A 16,560-nucleotide genomic window follows, 5' to 3' on the forward strand; every position below is an offset into this window, starting at 1 on the left:
TCCTTACCTTCAAATCGGGATCTTCAGCGACCCGTTTTCCGAGCCGCTGGCATATTTGAATTTCAAGGCAAGGGACGGAGCGGAGGCTCCGTTCAAGTCTGTTGAAAAGGCGCTGTTGCCTGAAACAGGCGGTCCGGGATTTGCCACAAGGCGGCTGCCCGCCTTGTGGCAAAGCGTCCGGTCAGGTCAGCCGAATGGACATGCCGCCATCGACAATCGTCGGGCTGCCCGTCATGAAACTTGCGCGGTCGGACAGCAGGAAAAGCGCAGCCTGTGCGATCTCCCTTGCGTCGGCCATGCGTTTCATGGGGTGCAAACCTGCAATGAACGCCAAGACGTCCGGATTTCCTTCGCCGCCGGCCGGTGTAATTGTGCCACCCGGCATCAAGGCATGAGCCCGAATACCCTCCGCGGCGTGGTCGGAGGCAAGTGATTGCACCAAGCCGTTGAGACCGGCCTTGGAAGCCGCGTAAGCGCCCATGCCAGGCATGCCCGCGTTGCTGAAACCAACAAATGACGATGTGAAGACGATCGAGCCACCGCCGGTTTTCTTCATGACCGGTATCTGCGCTTTTGCAGCCAGAAACGCCGCCGTCAGGTTGACAGTCAGGACCTCGTTCCAGTTGCCGATACCCATGTCCGGGACCGGCTCCATGGCCCCGACAATGCCTGCATTGTTGAAGGCACCGTCCAGTTGCCCGAACTCCTTCAGGGCGAGGTCGACCAGTGCCGCGGCATAGCCTTCGTCCTTGACGTCGCCCTCCAGGAAAACGGCCGTGCCGCCGGCTTCACGGATTTTGGACACAACAGCCTCAAGTTCCGCGGAACGCCTGGCACCGAGGATGACATTCGCTCCTTCGGCCGCAAAAAGGGTCGCTGCAGCAGCCCCGATCCCGCTGCTTGCCCCGGTGATGATGATCGATTTGTTTTCGAGTTCCATGACGTTTTCTCCTGTCTGTCATTGGACCCGGCATAAGCCAGGTTCCGAGCGACAGGTGTCATGATCGGGCCGAGCCGAACTATCCGTTTCTTGTTGTCAAATCCGAGAACCCATCGCTGAAGATCAGGGACAGCCTGTGTGCGCCATTGGAGATCGGCTTGCAGACAACAGGGATTGCCGCCCCGGTTACAGTCTTCCTGCCTGTGGTTCTGAATTTGATGGTGAAGGCTTATGTCTCAACAGCTTCGGACAATCCGGCTGCAGCATACCCAATACAGAAAATCATGTCGCCGGCCGCAAGAGAGCCCTGCGCGGAACCATATTCAGTTTCAAAACGAATGAAGAGGGAAATGGTACAGACGAGTGGATTCACCTAGTCAGAACATTATTCTCTTATGTTTCAATAACTTATTTCACCAACTGCAATCACAATGTAGCACTTCACTGTAGCAGTTTTCAAGGACAGTCCACAGTGAAGGCGCAATGAAATGTGCATTCTAGAAATGATGGGAGCGGCTCCTGCGAAGATCGCCAGATGGGAATCGTTTTGTAGCTTCTCAACACGCCCATCAGTCTGACTCATCTATATTGTTCAACATATCAGATGCCTGTTTCCGCAGCTCTTCTGGCGAATGTTCATCGTCCGCGATCTTTCGTAAGCGCTTTAGCGCAAGTGACCAATCCGTAAAGGGCGCCACATAACTTCGTCTAAACGGATAGCTGATGCCAGTATCGCTGCTCATGACTGTTCCACGCAACCTATCCATGACATGCACAAAGTCGTCGTCTGACTTAGTGAACTCCTTGACCCATTCGCGGGCCGGGCCGAGGTCCCCGTCGGCAAAATCACGCCATCTAAACAAGGGCGATGCAAGTGAATTACTCTCGAAGAGACGCCTCCGGTCTATATCCGTTTTGAGCCGACGGAGTATTTCAAGCTGACCAGACTCCACTTCTTGGTCAGTTAGATACCACGTGGTTTCTGGTTCTGGTCTAGAGCCGAATTTACCGTGCCGACGAAGCTCACCGTCAATGAAACTATCAAGCAACCAGACGATAGAATCTCCCTCAGAGATGATCTGTGTCAAAACGTTTGTGTGTAGGTCTTGATTTCTGCGTCGTAGTTCACTGAGAATTTGGTACACAAAGTCAACTACTTGATCATTGACATCCAATTTCCCTATCGTCATACGCAAGTTCTGCGATTGGCTCACATCGTCGACAATATCAGCGAGTGCGACAACGAGATTGTTGAGCACCGTTTCGTTCCAATCGCTATGTGTCGATCGTGTCAAGCGGTCAATCAGATATTCAAACCATGTTCCATTAATTGGCCGTGGTTCGCTTGCTAAATTCAGAAATCGCTCTTTCAAACCTGAAACGTCACGACCAGCCAGTTCAATGACTCCATCAATTTCGAATTGACTCAAACCAAGGCGCGGGTTCGCAAATGCAAAATAATAACGAGAATGATCCGGACTTCCGATACGCTTAAGTCTATCAAATTCTCGCAATATCTGCTGGCTCGGCGGCTCGAAAACTTTGAAAAGATCATCGTCAAAATTGAGTCCAATTCCAGGTAGCAGATCTTGCAGCTTGAAAATTTGACTCCTCGCCAAATTGGTATCGTCGCTAAGCAGCTTCCGAAGCTCATCTCTGAAACGCACAGCTTCACCTTCGCCCAACTGCGCATCTCCCGACGCTACAACTGACCATTCGACAATATACCGCTCAAGCCAATCGTATAGCTTTGGCCATACGACTTTGAGAATGTGCAGGCATACGAGATCGGGATAGTGAACCTGATCCTTAACCGGTGGAAAATGGAACCGGATCGAATTTAGGATCATCACCGCCTCGCGCGGTGTTTCCATTCGCCCCCCGAAATAATCGATAAAACTTCGAAGGTTCCGCTCTTCATCTCGTCTTGCTGGGGAAGAAATGTCTAGCTGAGGGAATTCCTCTTGATAGATCTCTACGGCTTGATCTGTGATCCAGCTCCTCAAATCGAAAGATTCGGGTCGTGGTACCCTGAAGCTGACTTGAACTATTTTTTGTAGGTATGCCTTGCCGTCTTTTACCCGCAGCCCCTCCTCAACCGCGTGAGCTAAAATATCTCGGTCGTAACAGAGAACGTAAATCACGTTCGGGAAATCAACTACCGAACGAATTAATCGCAAAACTTCGACTGCTTCAGCAGGTTCCAGGCGATCCAAATCATCAAGCAAGACAATAAATCGTAGTTTCTGCTCTTGCAGCATTTTGCTGATCTGGCGCTTACGCTTCTCAATCGTAACATCTGACTTTGCGTTTTTTAAAACATCGCTCGTAAAGCCCAGGGCCTTAGCAATAGGCCCCAATACAGGAACCGCCAACGACCCCAAATTCGCTACATGGCCCAGAAAATCTGTTGCTTGTGCCCCATACTCCCGGAGCAGCTCTGCGTTCTTACGTGCATTCTCTTCAGCCCACGATTGCCAAGGAGCGTTACACGCATAGACCTGTTGCTCAATTTCCTTCGCCAACGCGTCGGTCAGTGCGAAAACATACTGATCACGGCCACCAATGAGCCATGGCGCAAAACGGACAACGGCCACGTTCTTATTTTCTGTCTTATCAATCTCCTTATGCATGAGGTTGATAAGGCTTGATTTTCCCGAACCCCACTTGCCCTCAACGGCAATAACCATACCTGCGCTGGAAGCAGCCGAGACGACAGACGCAGCAAGAGGCTTCGCGACTATCGAAAAACCGAAACGGTCATCTGCATCATCGGTAAGCGGTCGATCTGCGCTCAACTTGTTTTTTTCAAAATCACTTGTGCTCATTTTTCGAGCTTCCGCCTCCAAGTTCTGCAAGGCCGCGAATCCTCACCTTCCACCCGCTTGGAGTGTAAGTACCCAGAGTTTTTAGAGGCAAGGCCACTTGGTCAGAAACGTCCCAAATGTACGGATGTGCTTCAGGGATAATTTTGTCTATTGAGGGCGTGGCAAATACGGCTATGACCAGACACGTTGTTCAGACGCCCACTGTAGCAGTGGTCGCAAGAGTGTCTTGCATATCAATAAGTTATTGAATTCAAAAAGATAGATTAGAGGATGGTACAGACGAGTGGATTCGAACCACCGACCTTCGGAGCCACAATCCGACGCTCTAACCAACTGAGCTACGTCTGCTTAAAGGCGTGAGGTGACGCGGACCATACTGACCCGTGCCGCCATTTGCAAGGGCGTCTTCTAAACTCGTTTTTTCCAACCCGCAAGCGGGAATTTGCGGAAATTTTCGAGCTGTTGAAAAGCAAATGCCCGGAGCGTTGCCCCGGGCATAACAACCGTTTGCCGATGTCATCGGCATGGCCCTGCCGAACCGCAATCAGGTGACTGCGGACGGCAGGATGCCGGATTAGTTGACCTTGATGTCCTTGAAGGACTTCTCGAACGCTTCCTTGACCGGTGCGGAAACGTCGGTACCGAGCTTGGTAGCCAGTTCGTGCATTTCCTTGGACTGGGCGCTCAGAGCGTCAAACTGCTGGCGAGCAAACGTGGACTGCAGCTCGATAGCTTCAGCCAGGCTCTTCGCAGACATGATGTCCTTCACGAAAGTGAAAGTTGCGTCGGCGTTGGCTTTGGCAGCATCAACGGCCTTGTGGTTGAATTCGACAACGCCCTGGCGGGAGGTCTCGAAAGTGTCTTCCATCAGGTCGGTTGCGTCTTCAGCAGCGTTTTTCACTTTTGCATAGGCTTCGCGAGCGTTCTCGATGCCTTTTTCGGTTGCTTCACGGAACATGGCCGGAACTTCCATTTTCGGCATAGCAAAAGCCTCGAAGTCAGGGAAAGCTACACCAGCAGCAGCGGTTTTGGCTTTGGTGGTGCGAGCTTTCGGCGCCGGCTTTGCCGGAGCAGTGGTTGTGGTGTCAGTCATGATCTCATCTCCTTGAGTCCGGATGCGATCATTGGTGCAAGTTCATTCCGCCGATACGTGTGCCGGCGGACCCTGTCGTCATCCGCAAACACTACATAGTGCATGCCGTGCTGCATTGCAACATTTTTTTGCACTGCACAACAAACTTGCCGTCGGGGATTTCTGGTGTTTCGTCGGTTCCGTTCCGCAAAAAGCGGAGCGGACTGCAGCCCTTTGTCGGTAAGCCATTGGCTGGACAAGGGAAGACGAAAACAGGCAATCAGGACCGGAAAAAGATTACAACCAAAGCAGGAAATATTCAATGAAACACTTGTGACACCTTGCGCGGGGCACTGGCGCCCTGCGCAAGGAAAAGTGCCGGCCAGATTATTTTTTCTGGGTGGCCTTGGCCGCGTCCTGAACGGCCTTCGTCGCCGAGTTGGAAAACTCGCGCGCCTGTTCGCCGAGGGATTCCATCTGCCGGCGCAGATAGTCCTGCTGCAGCTTCATCATGTCCTCGACATTTTGCGCCTTGACCAGTTCCTGCGCAAACTTGAAAGCCGCATCGACATGCTCTTCGGCATAGTTCAGCGCCTTCTTGTTCACATCCGCAGCACCGGCCTGAACCGCATTCGCGCTGTCTTCCGCATTGCTGACTGCCTTGTGGGTCGCGCCCATGAAGTCGTCAAAGGCCTTGCGGGCCTGGTCGACGCTCTTTTCCGCGAAATCGCGCATCTGGTCGGGAATTTCAAAACCGGTCTTGTCTGTGCTCATGTCGGCGCTCCTCAGGTCGACGAAAGATGTCAGGCAGGTATCCTGAAATCCTTCCATGCCAAAAATTCGTAACACGACGATGGCATTCCGGCAAACTTGTCCGGTCGGATTAACCACGCCTTCATGTAACCCCTTTAGCAACCTTGCTTTACGTGGACTGTGTTGGAGATTGCTTGTATTAACGGAGTGTTTACCACTTTGGGCAAATCCGGCCGCCACGCACCCGTCAACCGGTGTTGCAGACCAGTTTGGAGCAGAGCCATGGACGAACAAACCCTATCATTCCTGGAACTGACTGCCATGGATGATCTGGTTCAGCTTGTCGCCGACAAAAGGGCAGCCTGGCTCTGGTCGGCCGACGGGGCGCGTATTCTATGGGCGAATGCTGCCGGTGCTTCCTTTTTCTCCGCACAGTCCGTAGCCGATCTGGCCAACCTGACGTCGCTCGAGCGCTCACCCGCCCGTCCGCATATCGCCCGCATTGCCGAATCCGGCCCTACAGACAAGTTCAGCATCGACAGGCTGCGGTTTTACCGGGGTCTCAGGGTCATGCTGCTGACCTGCCAGTGCATGCGTATCGAGCTGGACAACGGTGAAGCCGCTGCCCTGATTGTCTGTGGTGACAAGGGTCTGTCCATGACGAAAGACGCGGTGCCGGCTTTTGCACAGATACTGCGTGCCGATGATGCCACCGTGTTCGTCACAGATGCCGGTTCGGTGGAAGGCTGCTTTGGTGAACTGAAAGGAACACCGGAAGACCTCGACCTGCCGGACGGACAGACGGCGCTTTTCGGTCCTCTGGAACTTGATGGTGACTTCCATGAGGGCGTTGTGCTGAAGGTGACCGACAGCCAGAAGCTGGTGGTCCTGGAAAACCTTCCTCTGGCCGATCCCGACACTGAAGCCGGGGAAGAAAGCCCTGAAAGCGCGCAAGAAGCGGACGCCTCCGCGATTGAAGCCGGGCTGCTGGCCACAGGCGTTGCCGCCGGAGCCGCAGTTGCCGCTGAGACTTCCTCCGCGGACGAGGAAACAGCTTCCCGGATCGGTGAGGACGACGCCGGTTGGGTACGGGCCGACGAAGACGAGTTTGAAACCGCTGACGATATGGCCGCAACGCAGGCCGCCCCTGCCCCACCCGTTGAAGAACCTGTTGAGGACGACCTCGACGACCTGGCTGCCAGGGAGCAATCCATTGCCGCTGGTGTTGTCACCTCAGACGATATCTCCCCGATGGATGCCGGAGAGGCGGACCTTGAAGCTGCGTTGTCCGACCTGGAGGAGATTGAAGAGGACGACGGTGAGACGGCAGAAGACATCTCTGCCGATGCAGAAGAGGGCGACGGCCTCGAAGAAATCGACCTCGAGGAAAATGTCCTTGAGGAGACGACCGCCAAAGTCATGGCCGAAGACACTTCTGATGACGCTGCAATGGAAGGTGGGGACGGCTTTGTCTTTCAGCCACGGCGCAGACCTGTGCGCTTTGCCTGGAAGATGGACATCGACCAGCGCTTCACCTTTCTGTCCGACGAGTTTGCCGAAGTTCTTGGCCCTTCCTCAACCGACATTATCGGTCTGACCTGGAAGGAAGTGTCCGACGCTTTCGATCTCGATCCCCGTGGCCATATTGCGCGGGCACTCGACCGACGCGACACCTGGAGCGGAAAGACAATCGACTGGCCGGTTTCCGGTGCGGACCTGCGCGTACCTGTCGACATGGCCGCCCTGCCCGCCTTTGACCGGAACCGGAAATTCGAAGGCTATCGCGGCTTCGGAGTTTGCCGGACCGCAGATGCCGTGCCCGAGCATGGCAGCCAGCCCTCCGGCCCGACGCTGGCCGTTGTCGGAGCATCCGACACTGACATTGACACTGACAGGGACGAAACCGGACGCGACACACTTGCGGAAGACGAAGCCACCCACGCCGCTGCAACGCTGCAGGAAGACACGCCCGGCACCGAAGCTGCCGACGTGCCCGTGGCGCCAGAGGTGGAAGACGACATTGCCACCGCGGGCGATGACAACGGACATGAAAACGTCCGCTCTGAAACAGGTGATGAAACAACAGATACATCGACTGGTGAGGCTGGTACCGATGAAGCTGGTTCACCAGACGCAGCAGAGCAGCTGGCAACCGCGGAGGCAGCAGCCAAGCTTGCGGAATTGAAGCCGGCAAAACCGGATTCTTTCGCGGGCAAGACCTTTCTTGGCGCAAGTGCGGCTGCTCTCGTCGGCTCCCTGGCAAAGTTCACCGGCAAGGCCCCGCAGCGCCCGGCAGACCCGCCGGTAAAGGCAGACGCGCCCGCCAAGGCGGATACCCGACACCTTGAAACCGACACGTCTCCAGAGGACGTTGCCCCGGATGCCGACAGGGATTTCGACGATCTGCCCGGCGCAGCTCTCGACAGCAAGTTCAAGGCCCTGGAATTCGGTCTGCAAGATGCACCGGAAGACGAAGCTCTTCCCGAGGAAAGCGACGTTCCGGAGACTGGCGAAGACAAGCCCGTCTCCGGCAGCGATGAAACCGTTCCTCAGGACAGTGAAAGCGCTGCGGACACCGGAACTGCAACCGACGAAACGGACGATGCGCCGGATACAGTCGTCGATGACGCCGATGCAGTAGCTGATGACGAAGACCCTGAAGACGAGGTCAGCGACACAGCAAGCGAAGACACCGCCATCGATGATGATGACACTGAACTGGCAGACGAAGACGAAGCGGACGCCGACAGTGAGAACTATGCTGCGAGCGACGAGCTGACCGGTGATGAGACAGGGGACACCACCACAGCCGTTGCAGTGCCCACTCCAGCGAGTGTCGAACCAACCGGTATCTCCGGGCCAGCGGCGCTGAAACCGGCTGAAATCGAAAGCGCGGTCAAGTCGCTCGCCAAGGCTTACAAAGAGGCGGAAAAGAAGTCTCGCGACCTCTTTGAGGAAGAAGAAGACCCCACGGCCCCGGAAGACGACGACATGTCGTCCACAGCCGTCGCAACTGCCGAAAGTGACGAGGACCAGCAAACGGGAACCGATGAGGCTTCGGCTGGCGACGAAGATCTGTTCGAGCCCGAGCCTGCCTTTGAAGACACCCATTTCGATCTTGTTGAGGAGGAAGACCGCGAGATCGAAGCCGTGGCTGCGTCATTGGAAACGGACGATGCGGCTGAAGAGCGCGAGTTCTTCGAAGAAACCGCTGCCTTCGAGAGCGAGGACAAGGCTGCCGAAACCGCCGACGCCGATGAGCCGGCCGAACCGAAACCGACAGGCCAGGTCATCCCGCTCGCAACGGTGAAACCGCGCGTTGTTCCGGTGGATACCTCCGGTCTTTCCCGGCCCGAACGTCAGGCCTTCCGCAAGATCGCCGAAGCCCTTGGAGCACGGCTGGAGGGCGACCTTGAAGATTTCGATGCGCCCGATCCGGTGGAACCGGTCGAAGAGCTGCCGCCCGAAGTTCCGGAAGCCGGCCCTATCGACCCGAGCCTCCTGGACCGCCTGCCCATCGGCATCGCCATTGCCCATGACCGGGAAGTTCTCTACGCCAACAAGGCGCTGCTGAGCATGCTTGGCTACAAGTCCATCACCGCGCTCTCCGAGGCCGGCGGGTTGGAAGCACTCTTCATCGACGATGCGGAAGAGCTGCCGGACGCCGAAGGCATGGATGGTGAAGTCGACGAGACCATGAAGATGCGCCTGTCGGATGGCGGTGTCCTCAATGTCGACGCTCATATGCATTCCGTTCCGTGGAACGGCACGCGCGGTCTGATGATTTCCATCACCGAACGCAAGGCCAAGCCGACACCTGCGACCGCTGCTCCGTCTTCGCCGAACTTCTTTGCGGAAGTCCGCTCGGAACTTGATAGCGCGCGAAACCAGATCGCCGAGATGGACACCATTCTGGAAACGGCGACCGACGGCGTTCTCGTGCTTGATCAGAACGGCACGATCCTGAAAGTGAACGGCTCCGCGGAGGCGCTTTTCAGCGCCAACCGGTCCGACATGATCGGAGCGCCCTTCACGGATTTCCTGGCGCCCGAAAGCCACCGGGCGGCGGCCGACTATCTGGACGGATTGTCGCGCAACGGTGTTGCCTCGATCCTGAACGATGGCCGCGAAGTCCTTGGCAAGGTTCCGACCGGCGGGCTCATCCCGCTGTTCATGACCATCGGCCGGATCAGCGGCAACAAGGACGACGTCAAATACTGTGCGGTGCTGCGCGACATCACCCAATGGAAGACGGCAGAAGAAGAGCTGACCCAGGCCAAGCGCCAGGCTGAAAACGCCAGCTCTCAGAAGTCCGATTTCCTGGCGAAGATCAGTCACGAAATCCGCACCCCGCTGAACGCGATCATCGGCTTTTCGGAAGTCATGATGGAAGAGCGCTTCGGCCCGATCGGCAATGACCGCTACAAGGACTATCTCAAGGATATCCGCACATCCGGCTCGCACATCATGAGCCTGATCAACGATCTCCTGGACCTGTCCAAGATCGAGGCGGGCAAGCTGGATCTGAAGTTCTCCGCCGTCTCGACCAACGACGTCATCAACGAATGCGTTGCCCTGATGCAGCCGCAGGCCAACCGGGAGCGTGTCATCATCCGTGCCAGCCTGCCGGAATCCGTGCCCGATGTCGTGGCTGACCCGCGGTCTCTGCGCCAGATCGTGCTGAACCTTCTGTCCAATGCGATCAAATACAACAAGTCCGGTGGGCAGGTGATCCTGTCGACGGCGCTGGAAAGCAACGGCGAAGTCGCGCTGCGAGTTCGCGATACCGGCACCGGCATGACAGCCAAGCAGCTGGCTGCGGCGCTTGAGCCGTTCCGGCAACTGCATACCTCCAGCCGCGGCGGTGGAACCGGGCTTGGCCTGCCGCTGACCAAGGCACTGGTGGAAGCCAACCGGGCCAGCTTCCATATAGATTCCACGCCGGATCAGGGCACCCTGGTGGAAATCATCTTCCCGACACAGCGGGTGCTTTCGGAGTAATGCCGGGCTCCCGACAGGAGAGCGCCTTGGTTGAAGTCGACAGCAATATCTGGATCCTTGAAGGGGACACTGTCTCCTTCTACGGATTTTGTTACCCGACCCGCTGTGTGATCATTCGCCTGCCGTCCGGCAAGCTGTGGGTCTGGTCACCCATCGCCTTGACGCCTGCGGTCCGGCAGCAGATCGATGCCCTTGGAACCCCGGCACATCTCGTCAGTCCCAACAAGATCCACCATCTCTTTCTGCAGGACTGGAAGGCGGCGTGGCCGGAAGCCAGGCTCTGGGGACCACAGAGCACCATTGCCAAGCGTACGGATCTCGCCTTCGAACCGGCGCTGGACGAAGCGGTGCCAGATGCATTCGAAGGCGCCATCGACATGGTGCGCTTTTCCGGTTCTCCGGTGATGGACGAGTTGGTGTTTCTGCACCGGCCCTCGGCAACCGTCATCCTGGCCGATCTCAGCGAGCATTTCTCGCAAGGTTTTTTGCACCGGCACTGGAAACCCTGGCAGCGCTGGATTGCCGGTCTATGGGGTATTGTCGAAGGCAAGGGCTATGCGCCTCTGGAATGGCGGCTGAGCTTTTTCGACCGCCGAAAGGCTCGAAGCTGCCGGGACAGGATCCTTGCCTGGTCACCGGAAAGGGTGATTATGGCGCACGGCGTCTGGCAGCCAGGCAATGGCACAGCCTTTCTGCGGCAGGCGCTTGCCTGGGTGTGACAGTTTTTCGCGCCAGGCGGTAACGCGTTCGTGATCAGCCTTTCGAAGCAAGCTTCAATGACCATCAGACCTAAAGTCGAGTCTTAAACTCCTGTATTCTCACCGGTTTTCGGTAAAATAGTGGAATGCAATCCTCCAGTTAGTTTTGAATCATTCTAAAGTATTGATTTTGCTAGATTTATTGACTTGAAGCCCTGCTAACGACATATTCCCGGCAAGCTTCGGACCCCGCGTCCGAGCAACAAGAACCATATCAACGGGAGAGTTACATGAATTCCACTTTCCGCATCCTGGCAGGCGCTGCCCTGCTGTCTTCGGCAACCCTTACCGCTGCACCCGCATTTGCCGACGGGGAAGTGAACATCTACTCCTATCGTCAGCCTTACCTCATCGAGCCGCTGCTCGACGCATTCACCAAGGAAACCGGCATCAAGACCAACGTGGTCTTTGCGGCTGAAGGCCTGGGCGAGCGTATTGCGGCAGAAGGCGCCAACTCTCCGGCCGACGTTCTCTTGACCGTCGACATCGGGCGCCTGGACGGTGCCAAGCAGCTCGGCATTTCACAGCCGGTTGTTTCTGAAATCGTCAATGCAAACGTTCCGGCAGAATTCCGCGATCCGGAAGGCCACTGGATCGGCCTGACCAACCGTGCCCGCGTGATCTACGCTTCCAAGGAACGCGTCGACCAGGACAGCATCACCTATGAGGAACTTGCCGATCCGAAGTGGAAGGGCCGCCTGTGCACCCGCTCCGGTCAGCATGTGTACACCGTCGGACTGGTCGCCTCGATGGTCGCCCATCATGGTGCGGAAGAAACCGAAAAGTGGCTTGAAGGCGTTCGCGACAACCTTGCCCGCAAGCCTGCCGGCAACGACCGCGCCCAGGTCAAGGCCATCTTCGCCGGCGAATGCGACATCGCACTCGGCAACACCTATTACATGGGCCTGATGCAGACCAACGAGAAGGAACCGGAACAGCAGACCTGGGCTGACAGCGTCCGCATCCTGTTCCCGAACACCGACGACCGTGGCAGCCACGTGAATGTTGCCGGCGTCATCCTGACGAAGAACGCACCGAACCAGGACAATGCGGTCAAGCTGATCGAGTTCCTGTCTTCCGATGAAGCGCAGCAGATCTACGCCGAAACCAACCATGAATATCCGGTCAAGCCGGGCGTAGCGGTTTCCGAGCGCGTTGCAAGCTGGGGCGAGTTCAAGAAAGACACCCTGTCACTTGCCGACATTGCCAAGAACCGCAAGACCGCCAGCGAGCTGATCGACGAAGTCGGCTTTGATGACGGTCCGGCCTCCTGAGGCCATATCAACAAAAAAGACGGGCGCCGCATTTTGCGGCGCTTTTCTGTTGAGAGCAAGCAAGGCGGACTTTCAAACCATTCTGGGGCCCGTCATGGCCGGACTTGATCCGGCAATCCATGCCGTTCCCTGTCGACAAAATTCAGAGGTGACGTCGATCCGATCCTCAACGGCATGGATGCCATGGTCACGCCTCGGGGTCTCTTGGCTTTTGCATTTTCCGGGTTTTGCCTATAGAGCTTCCTGCGAACCATTCTCAAAGAAATGACTGGCCTTGCTGCGCACGCCCACCCTCACTTTTGCTGACCGTTTCTGGCAAATTGCATCGCTGGCGATTGCCACGCTGGTGCTGTTGCCACTGGCGGCGATCGTGTGGATCGCGCTGACGCCGACGGGCGAAGTCTGGGGCCACCTTCTGACAACGGTTCTGCCTGGCTCCCTGCAGACGACGGTTTTGCTGATGCTCGGGGTCGGCCTGACCACAGGCATCACCGGCGTTGCCACGGCCTGGCTGGTGACGATGTGCAATTTCCCGGGAAGAAAGGTCCTCGACTGGGCCCTTCTGGTGCCCCTTGCGGTGCCGACCTATATCGTCGCCTTCGCCTATGTCGAAGTGCTCGATTATACCGGGCCGGTCCAGAGCCTGATCCGCACGCTTTTCGGTTTCAAGACGTCCAGAGACTACTGGTTTCCCGAAATTCGCTCACTGGGCGGTGCCATATTCGTCATGGGGGCGGTGCTTTACCCTTATGTCTATCTGACGACCCGAGCGAGCTTTCTGATCCAGTCCGCCTCGACGCTGGATGTCTCGCGTACCCTTGGCGCTTCGCCTTACGGACTGTTCTTTCGTGTCGCCCTGCCATTGGCACGCCCTGCCATCGTCATCGGCATCTCGCTTGCCTTGATGGAGTGCCTCAACGATATCGGCGCGGTGACATTCTTCGGCGTGAAGACCCTGACCTTTTCCGTCTATGACACCTGGCTGCACCGTTCCAGCCTCGGTGGCGCAGCCCAGCTCGCGCTGGCCATGCTGGTGATGGTGTTCCTGCTATTGTGGCTGGAACGGTTCGGGCGGCGCAAACAGCGCTTCGACAGCGGCGGCGGCTCCAAGCACCGGCCGCCGACACGCTTCGAACTTGGACGCTGGCAGGCTGCGCTTGCGTTGCTGTTATGCCTGGCGCCGGTCTTTGTCGGCTTTGTGGTTCCCGGCCTGCTGCTTGCAGACCTGGCCAGCCGGCGCCTGGACGGTTTTTGGGACAGCGGATTTCTGGATGCTGTCTGGAACAGCCTCAGCCTCGCTGCCATTGCAGCGCTGATCACCGTGCTCATTTCCGTTGCCCTGGCCTATGCCCTGCGTCTCAACCCCAGGGGTCCATTGAAGTTTGCCGTCCGGCTTGCCTCGATCGGTTACGCCATTCCGGGCACCGTTCTCGCCATCGGTATTCTGGTGCCGTTGGCCGGCTTCGACAATTTCCTGGATGCCCGCATGGAAGCCTGGTTCGGTATCAATACCGGCCTGCTACTGCTGGGGAGCGGCACCGGCCTGGTGTTTGCCTATGTGGTTCGCTTCCTTGCAGTTTCCTACGGCCAGGTCGAAGGTGGTTTCGGCCGGATCACACCTCATCTCGACATGGCGGCACGCACGCTCGGCCGCAACAGCGGTCAGACCCTGACGCAGATCCACCTGCCGATCCTGAAGCCGGTGCTGTTGTCCGCAGCCCTGCTCAGCTTCGTAGATTGCATGAAAGAGCTGCCGGCAACGGTTCTCCTGCGTCCGTTCAATTTCGAAACCCTGGCAACGACCGTGTTCGAGGCCGCCTCGCGCGAAGCCTTTGGCGAAGCGGCCCTGCCCTCGCTTGCCATCGTTCTGGTCGGTCTCATCCCGGTCATCTATCTCGCCCGTTCCAGCGCCTCGTCCTTCCGCACGCAAACGTCCAAGCGGCAACTGGAGCCGGTCGTCTGAACCAGGGCAGCCATGCCACCTCGCCCCCGCTTCACGCCCACCTCGTGCCTTGACAGCCTCCGGGCGAACCGCGTCAATGGCGGCATAGTTCAGACAATTGCCGGGACAGTTTCACGATGGAAAAGAAACACCAGATAAACCTTTGGTACGCCTTCATTGCCATGATGCTGGTGCTGATGTTCCAAAGCTGGTGGACCACCTACAAGACCGTCGAGCAAATCCCCTACAGCCAGTTCGAGCAGTACCTCAAGGATGGAAAGATCGAGGAGATCGCCGTCAAGGAGAACTTCATCGAAGGCAAGTTCAAGGCGGAACTGAAGGACGGCAAGCAGTATTTCGTCACTACGCGCGTCGAGGTTCCGCTCGCCGACGAACTCAGCAAGTACGACGTCAAATACACCGGCGTCGTCCAGAACACCTTCATTCGCGACATCCTCTCCTGGGTGCTGCCGGTCCTGCTGCTGTTCGGCCTCTGGATGTTCTTCATCCGCCGGTTTGCCGAAAAACAGGGTCTTGGCGGCATGATGACGGTCGGCAAGTCAAAGGCGAAGGTGTTTGTCGAAAAGGACGTGAAAGTCACTTTTCAGAATGTCGCCGGAGTGGATGAAGCCAAGCGGGAACTGAAGGAGATTGTCGATTTTCTGAAGGAACCAGCTTCCTATGGCCGTCTGGGGGCACATGTGCCCAAGGGCATCCTGCTGGTTGGCCCTCCGGGCACAGGCAAGACGCTTCTGGCGCGCGCCGTAGCCGGTGAAGCCGGTGTGCCGTTCTTTTCGATCTCCGGCTCCGAATTCGTGGAGATGTTCGTAGGCGTCGGCGCCGCACGAGTGCGCGACCTCTTCGAGCAGGCCCGAAAGGCCGCCCCTGCCATCATCTTCATCGACGAGCTGGACGCACTGGGCCGGGCGCGTGCAGCCGGCCCGATGGGCACCAACGACGAGAAGGAACAGACGCTCAACCAGCTTTTGACCGAGCTCGACGGGTTTGATCCGTCCAGCGGCATTATCCTGCTGGCAGCGACGAACCGGCCGGAGATCCTCGATCCGGCCCTCCTGCGCGCCGGGCGCTTCGACCGGCAGGTGCTGGTCGACCGACCGGACAAGATCGGCCGGCGCGCGATCCTCGATGTCCATGTGAAGAAGATCAAGCTCGCCGCAGACATAGACCTTGATCAGGTTGCCCAGCTGACAGCAGGGTTCTCCGGCGCCGACCTAGCGACGCTGGTCAACGAGGCGGCCCTTCTGGCAACACGTCGGCAGGCGGATGCCGTTACCCTGCTGGACTTCAACGAGGCAGTGGAGAGGGTGATTGCGGGACTGGAAAAGCGCAGCCGGATCCTGTCGGACAAGGAACGAAAAACCGTCGCTTTCCACGAAATGGGCCATGCCCTGGTTGCCGCCAACCTGGAAGGCTGTGATCCGGTGCACAAGATCTCGATCATCCCGCGCGGCATCGGCGCGCTCGGCTACACGATGCAGCGGCCGACCGAGGATCGTTTCCTGTTGTCCGCTCTCGACCTGGAAAACCGCATGGCTGTTCTGATGGGCGGCCGGGCGGCTGAGGAGATTGTCTTCAACGAGATCTCTACCGGCGCTTCCGACGACCTGCAGAAAGTGACCGAAGTCGCCCGCGACATGGTCATGCGATACGGCATGGATCCCGACCTCGGCAATCGCGCCTATGCCACCCAGCGCCAGAACTTTCTCGGCCAGCCTGCCGGAGACGTTGCCGAGGTTTCCGAACAGACCCAGCGGGAGATCGACCTTGCCATCAAGCAAAGGGTGGAAGCCGCCTTCCAGCGCGCCAAGGCGCTCCTGAACAGCCATCGCGGCGAACTGGACGAAGGGGCTTCATTGCTGCTTGCAAAGGAAACGCTGACCGATCAGGACTTCCCCGCAATCCGCCCCCTTGCCGAACGCCGGAAGACCGAGGCGGCGGAGTAAGGCCGGTTCGTGTCAACGTCGAATTGCC

9 protein-coding genes and 1 tRNA gene are annotated in these 16,560 nt (G+C 57.5%); 5 read left to right on the top strand and 5 right to left on the bottom strand.

Annotated elements, in window-relative coordinates; translation table 11 throughout:
* Positions 1-181 precede the first annotated feature (181 nt).
* The 5 genes from ACP90_RS23660 to ACP90_RS23680 form a co-directional block, all read right to left on the bottom strand.
* Entirely contained in the window at positions 182-940 is a 759-nt protein-coding gene (locus tag ACP90_RS23660; protein ID WP_062490384.1) for an SDR family oxidoreductase, read from the bottom strand.
* Between the two features lie 569 nt (positions 941-1,509).
* The gene (locus ACP90_RS23665; RefSeq protein ID WP_062490385.1) at positions 1,510-3,768 is read right to left on the bottom strand and encodes a P-loop NTPase fold protein; all 2,259 of its coding nucleotides are present in this window, start codon (positions 3,766-3,768) and stop codon (positions 1,510-1,512) included.
* A gap of 271 nt (positions 3,769-4,039) precedes the next feature.
* Positions 4,040-4,116, bottom strand: a tRNA-His gene (locus ACP90_RS23670).
* 226 nt (positions 4,117-4,342) lie between these two features.
* Positions 4,343-4,861, bottom strand: a complete 519-nt coding sequence (locus tag ACP90_RS23675) for a phasin (RefSeq protein ID WP_023002171.1) — start codon at positions 4,859-4,861, stop codon at positions 4,343-4,345.
* Positions 4,862-5,227: 366 nt separating this feature from the next.
* A complete protein-coding gene (locus tag ACP90_RS23680; protein ID WP_031269792.1) occupies positions 5,228-5,614 on the bottom strand; it encodes a phasin in 387 nt (128 codons plus the stop codon).
* 261 nt (positions 5,615-5,875) lie between these two features.
* On the opposite strand from ACP90_RS23680, the gene ACP90_RS23685 reads away from it, so the two are divergent.
* The 5 genes from ACP90_RS23685 to ftsH all read left to right on the top strand — a co-directional run bounded on the left by ACP90_RS23685 (position 5,876) and on the right by ftsH (position 16,532).
* On the top strand, positions 5,876-10,594 hold the full coding sequence (locus ACP90_RS23685) for an ATP-binding protein (RefSeq protein ID WP_062490386.1): 4,719 nt from the start codon (positions 5,876-5,878) through the stop codon (positions 10,592-10,594).
* 26 nt (positions 10,595-10,620) lie between these two features.
* Entirely contained in the window at positions 10,621-11,313 is a 693-nt protein-coding gene (locus ACP90_RS23690) for a DUF4336 domain-containing protein (protein ID WP_082809955.1), read from the top strand.
* A gap of 269 nt (positions 11,314-11,582) precedes the next feature.
* Positions 11,583-12,626, top strand: a complete 1,044-nt coding sequence (locus ACP90_RS23695; protein ID WP_055657594.1) for a Fe(3+) ABC transporter substrate-binding protein — start codon at positions 11,583-11,585, stop codon at positions 12,624-12,626.
* Positions 12,627-12,900: 274 nt separating this feature from the next.
* Entirely contained in the window at positions 12,901-14,589 is a 1,689-nt protein-coding gene (locus tag ACP90_RS23700; RefSeq protein WP_062490389.1) for an iron ABC transporter permease, read from the top strand.
* Between the two features lie 116 nt (positions 14,590-14,705).
* Positions 14,706-16,532, top strand: a complete 1,827-nt coding sequence (ftsH, locus tag ACP90_RS23705; protein ID WP_062490390.1) for an ATP-dependent zinc metalloprotease FtsH — start codon at positions 14,706-14,708, stop codon at positions 16,530-16,532.
* Positions 16,533-16,560 lie beyond the last annotated feature (28 nt).

Origin of the sequence: Labrenzia sp. CP4 (genome assembly GCF_001579905.1) — a bacterium.
In the GTDB taxonomy this organism is placed as follows: Bacteria; Pseudomonadota; Alphaproteobacteria; order Rhizobiales; family Stappiaceae; genus Roseibium; species Roseibium algicola.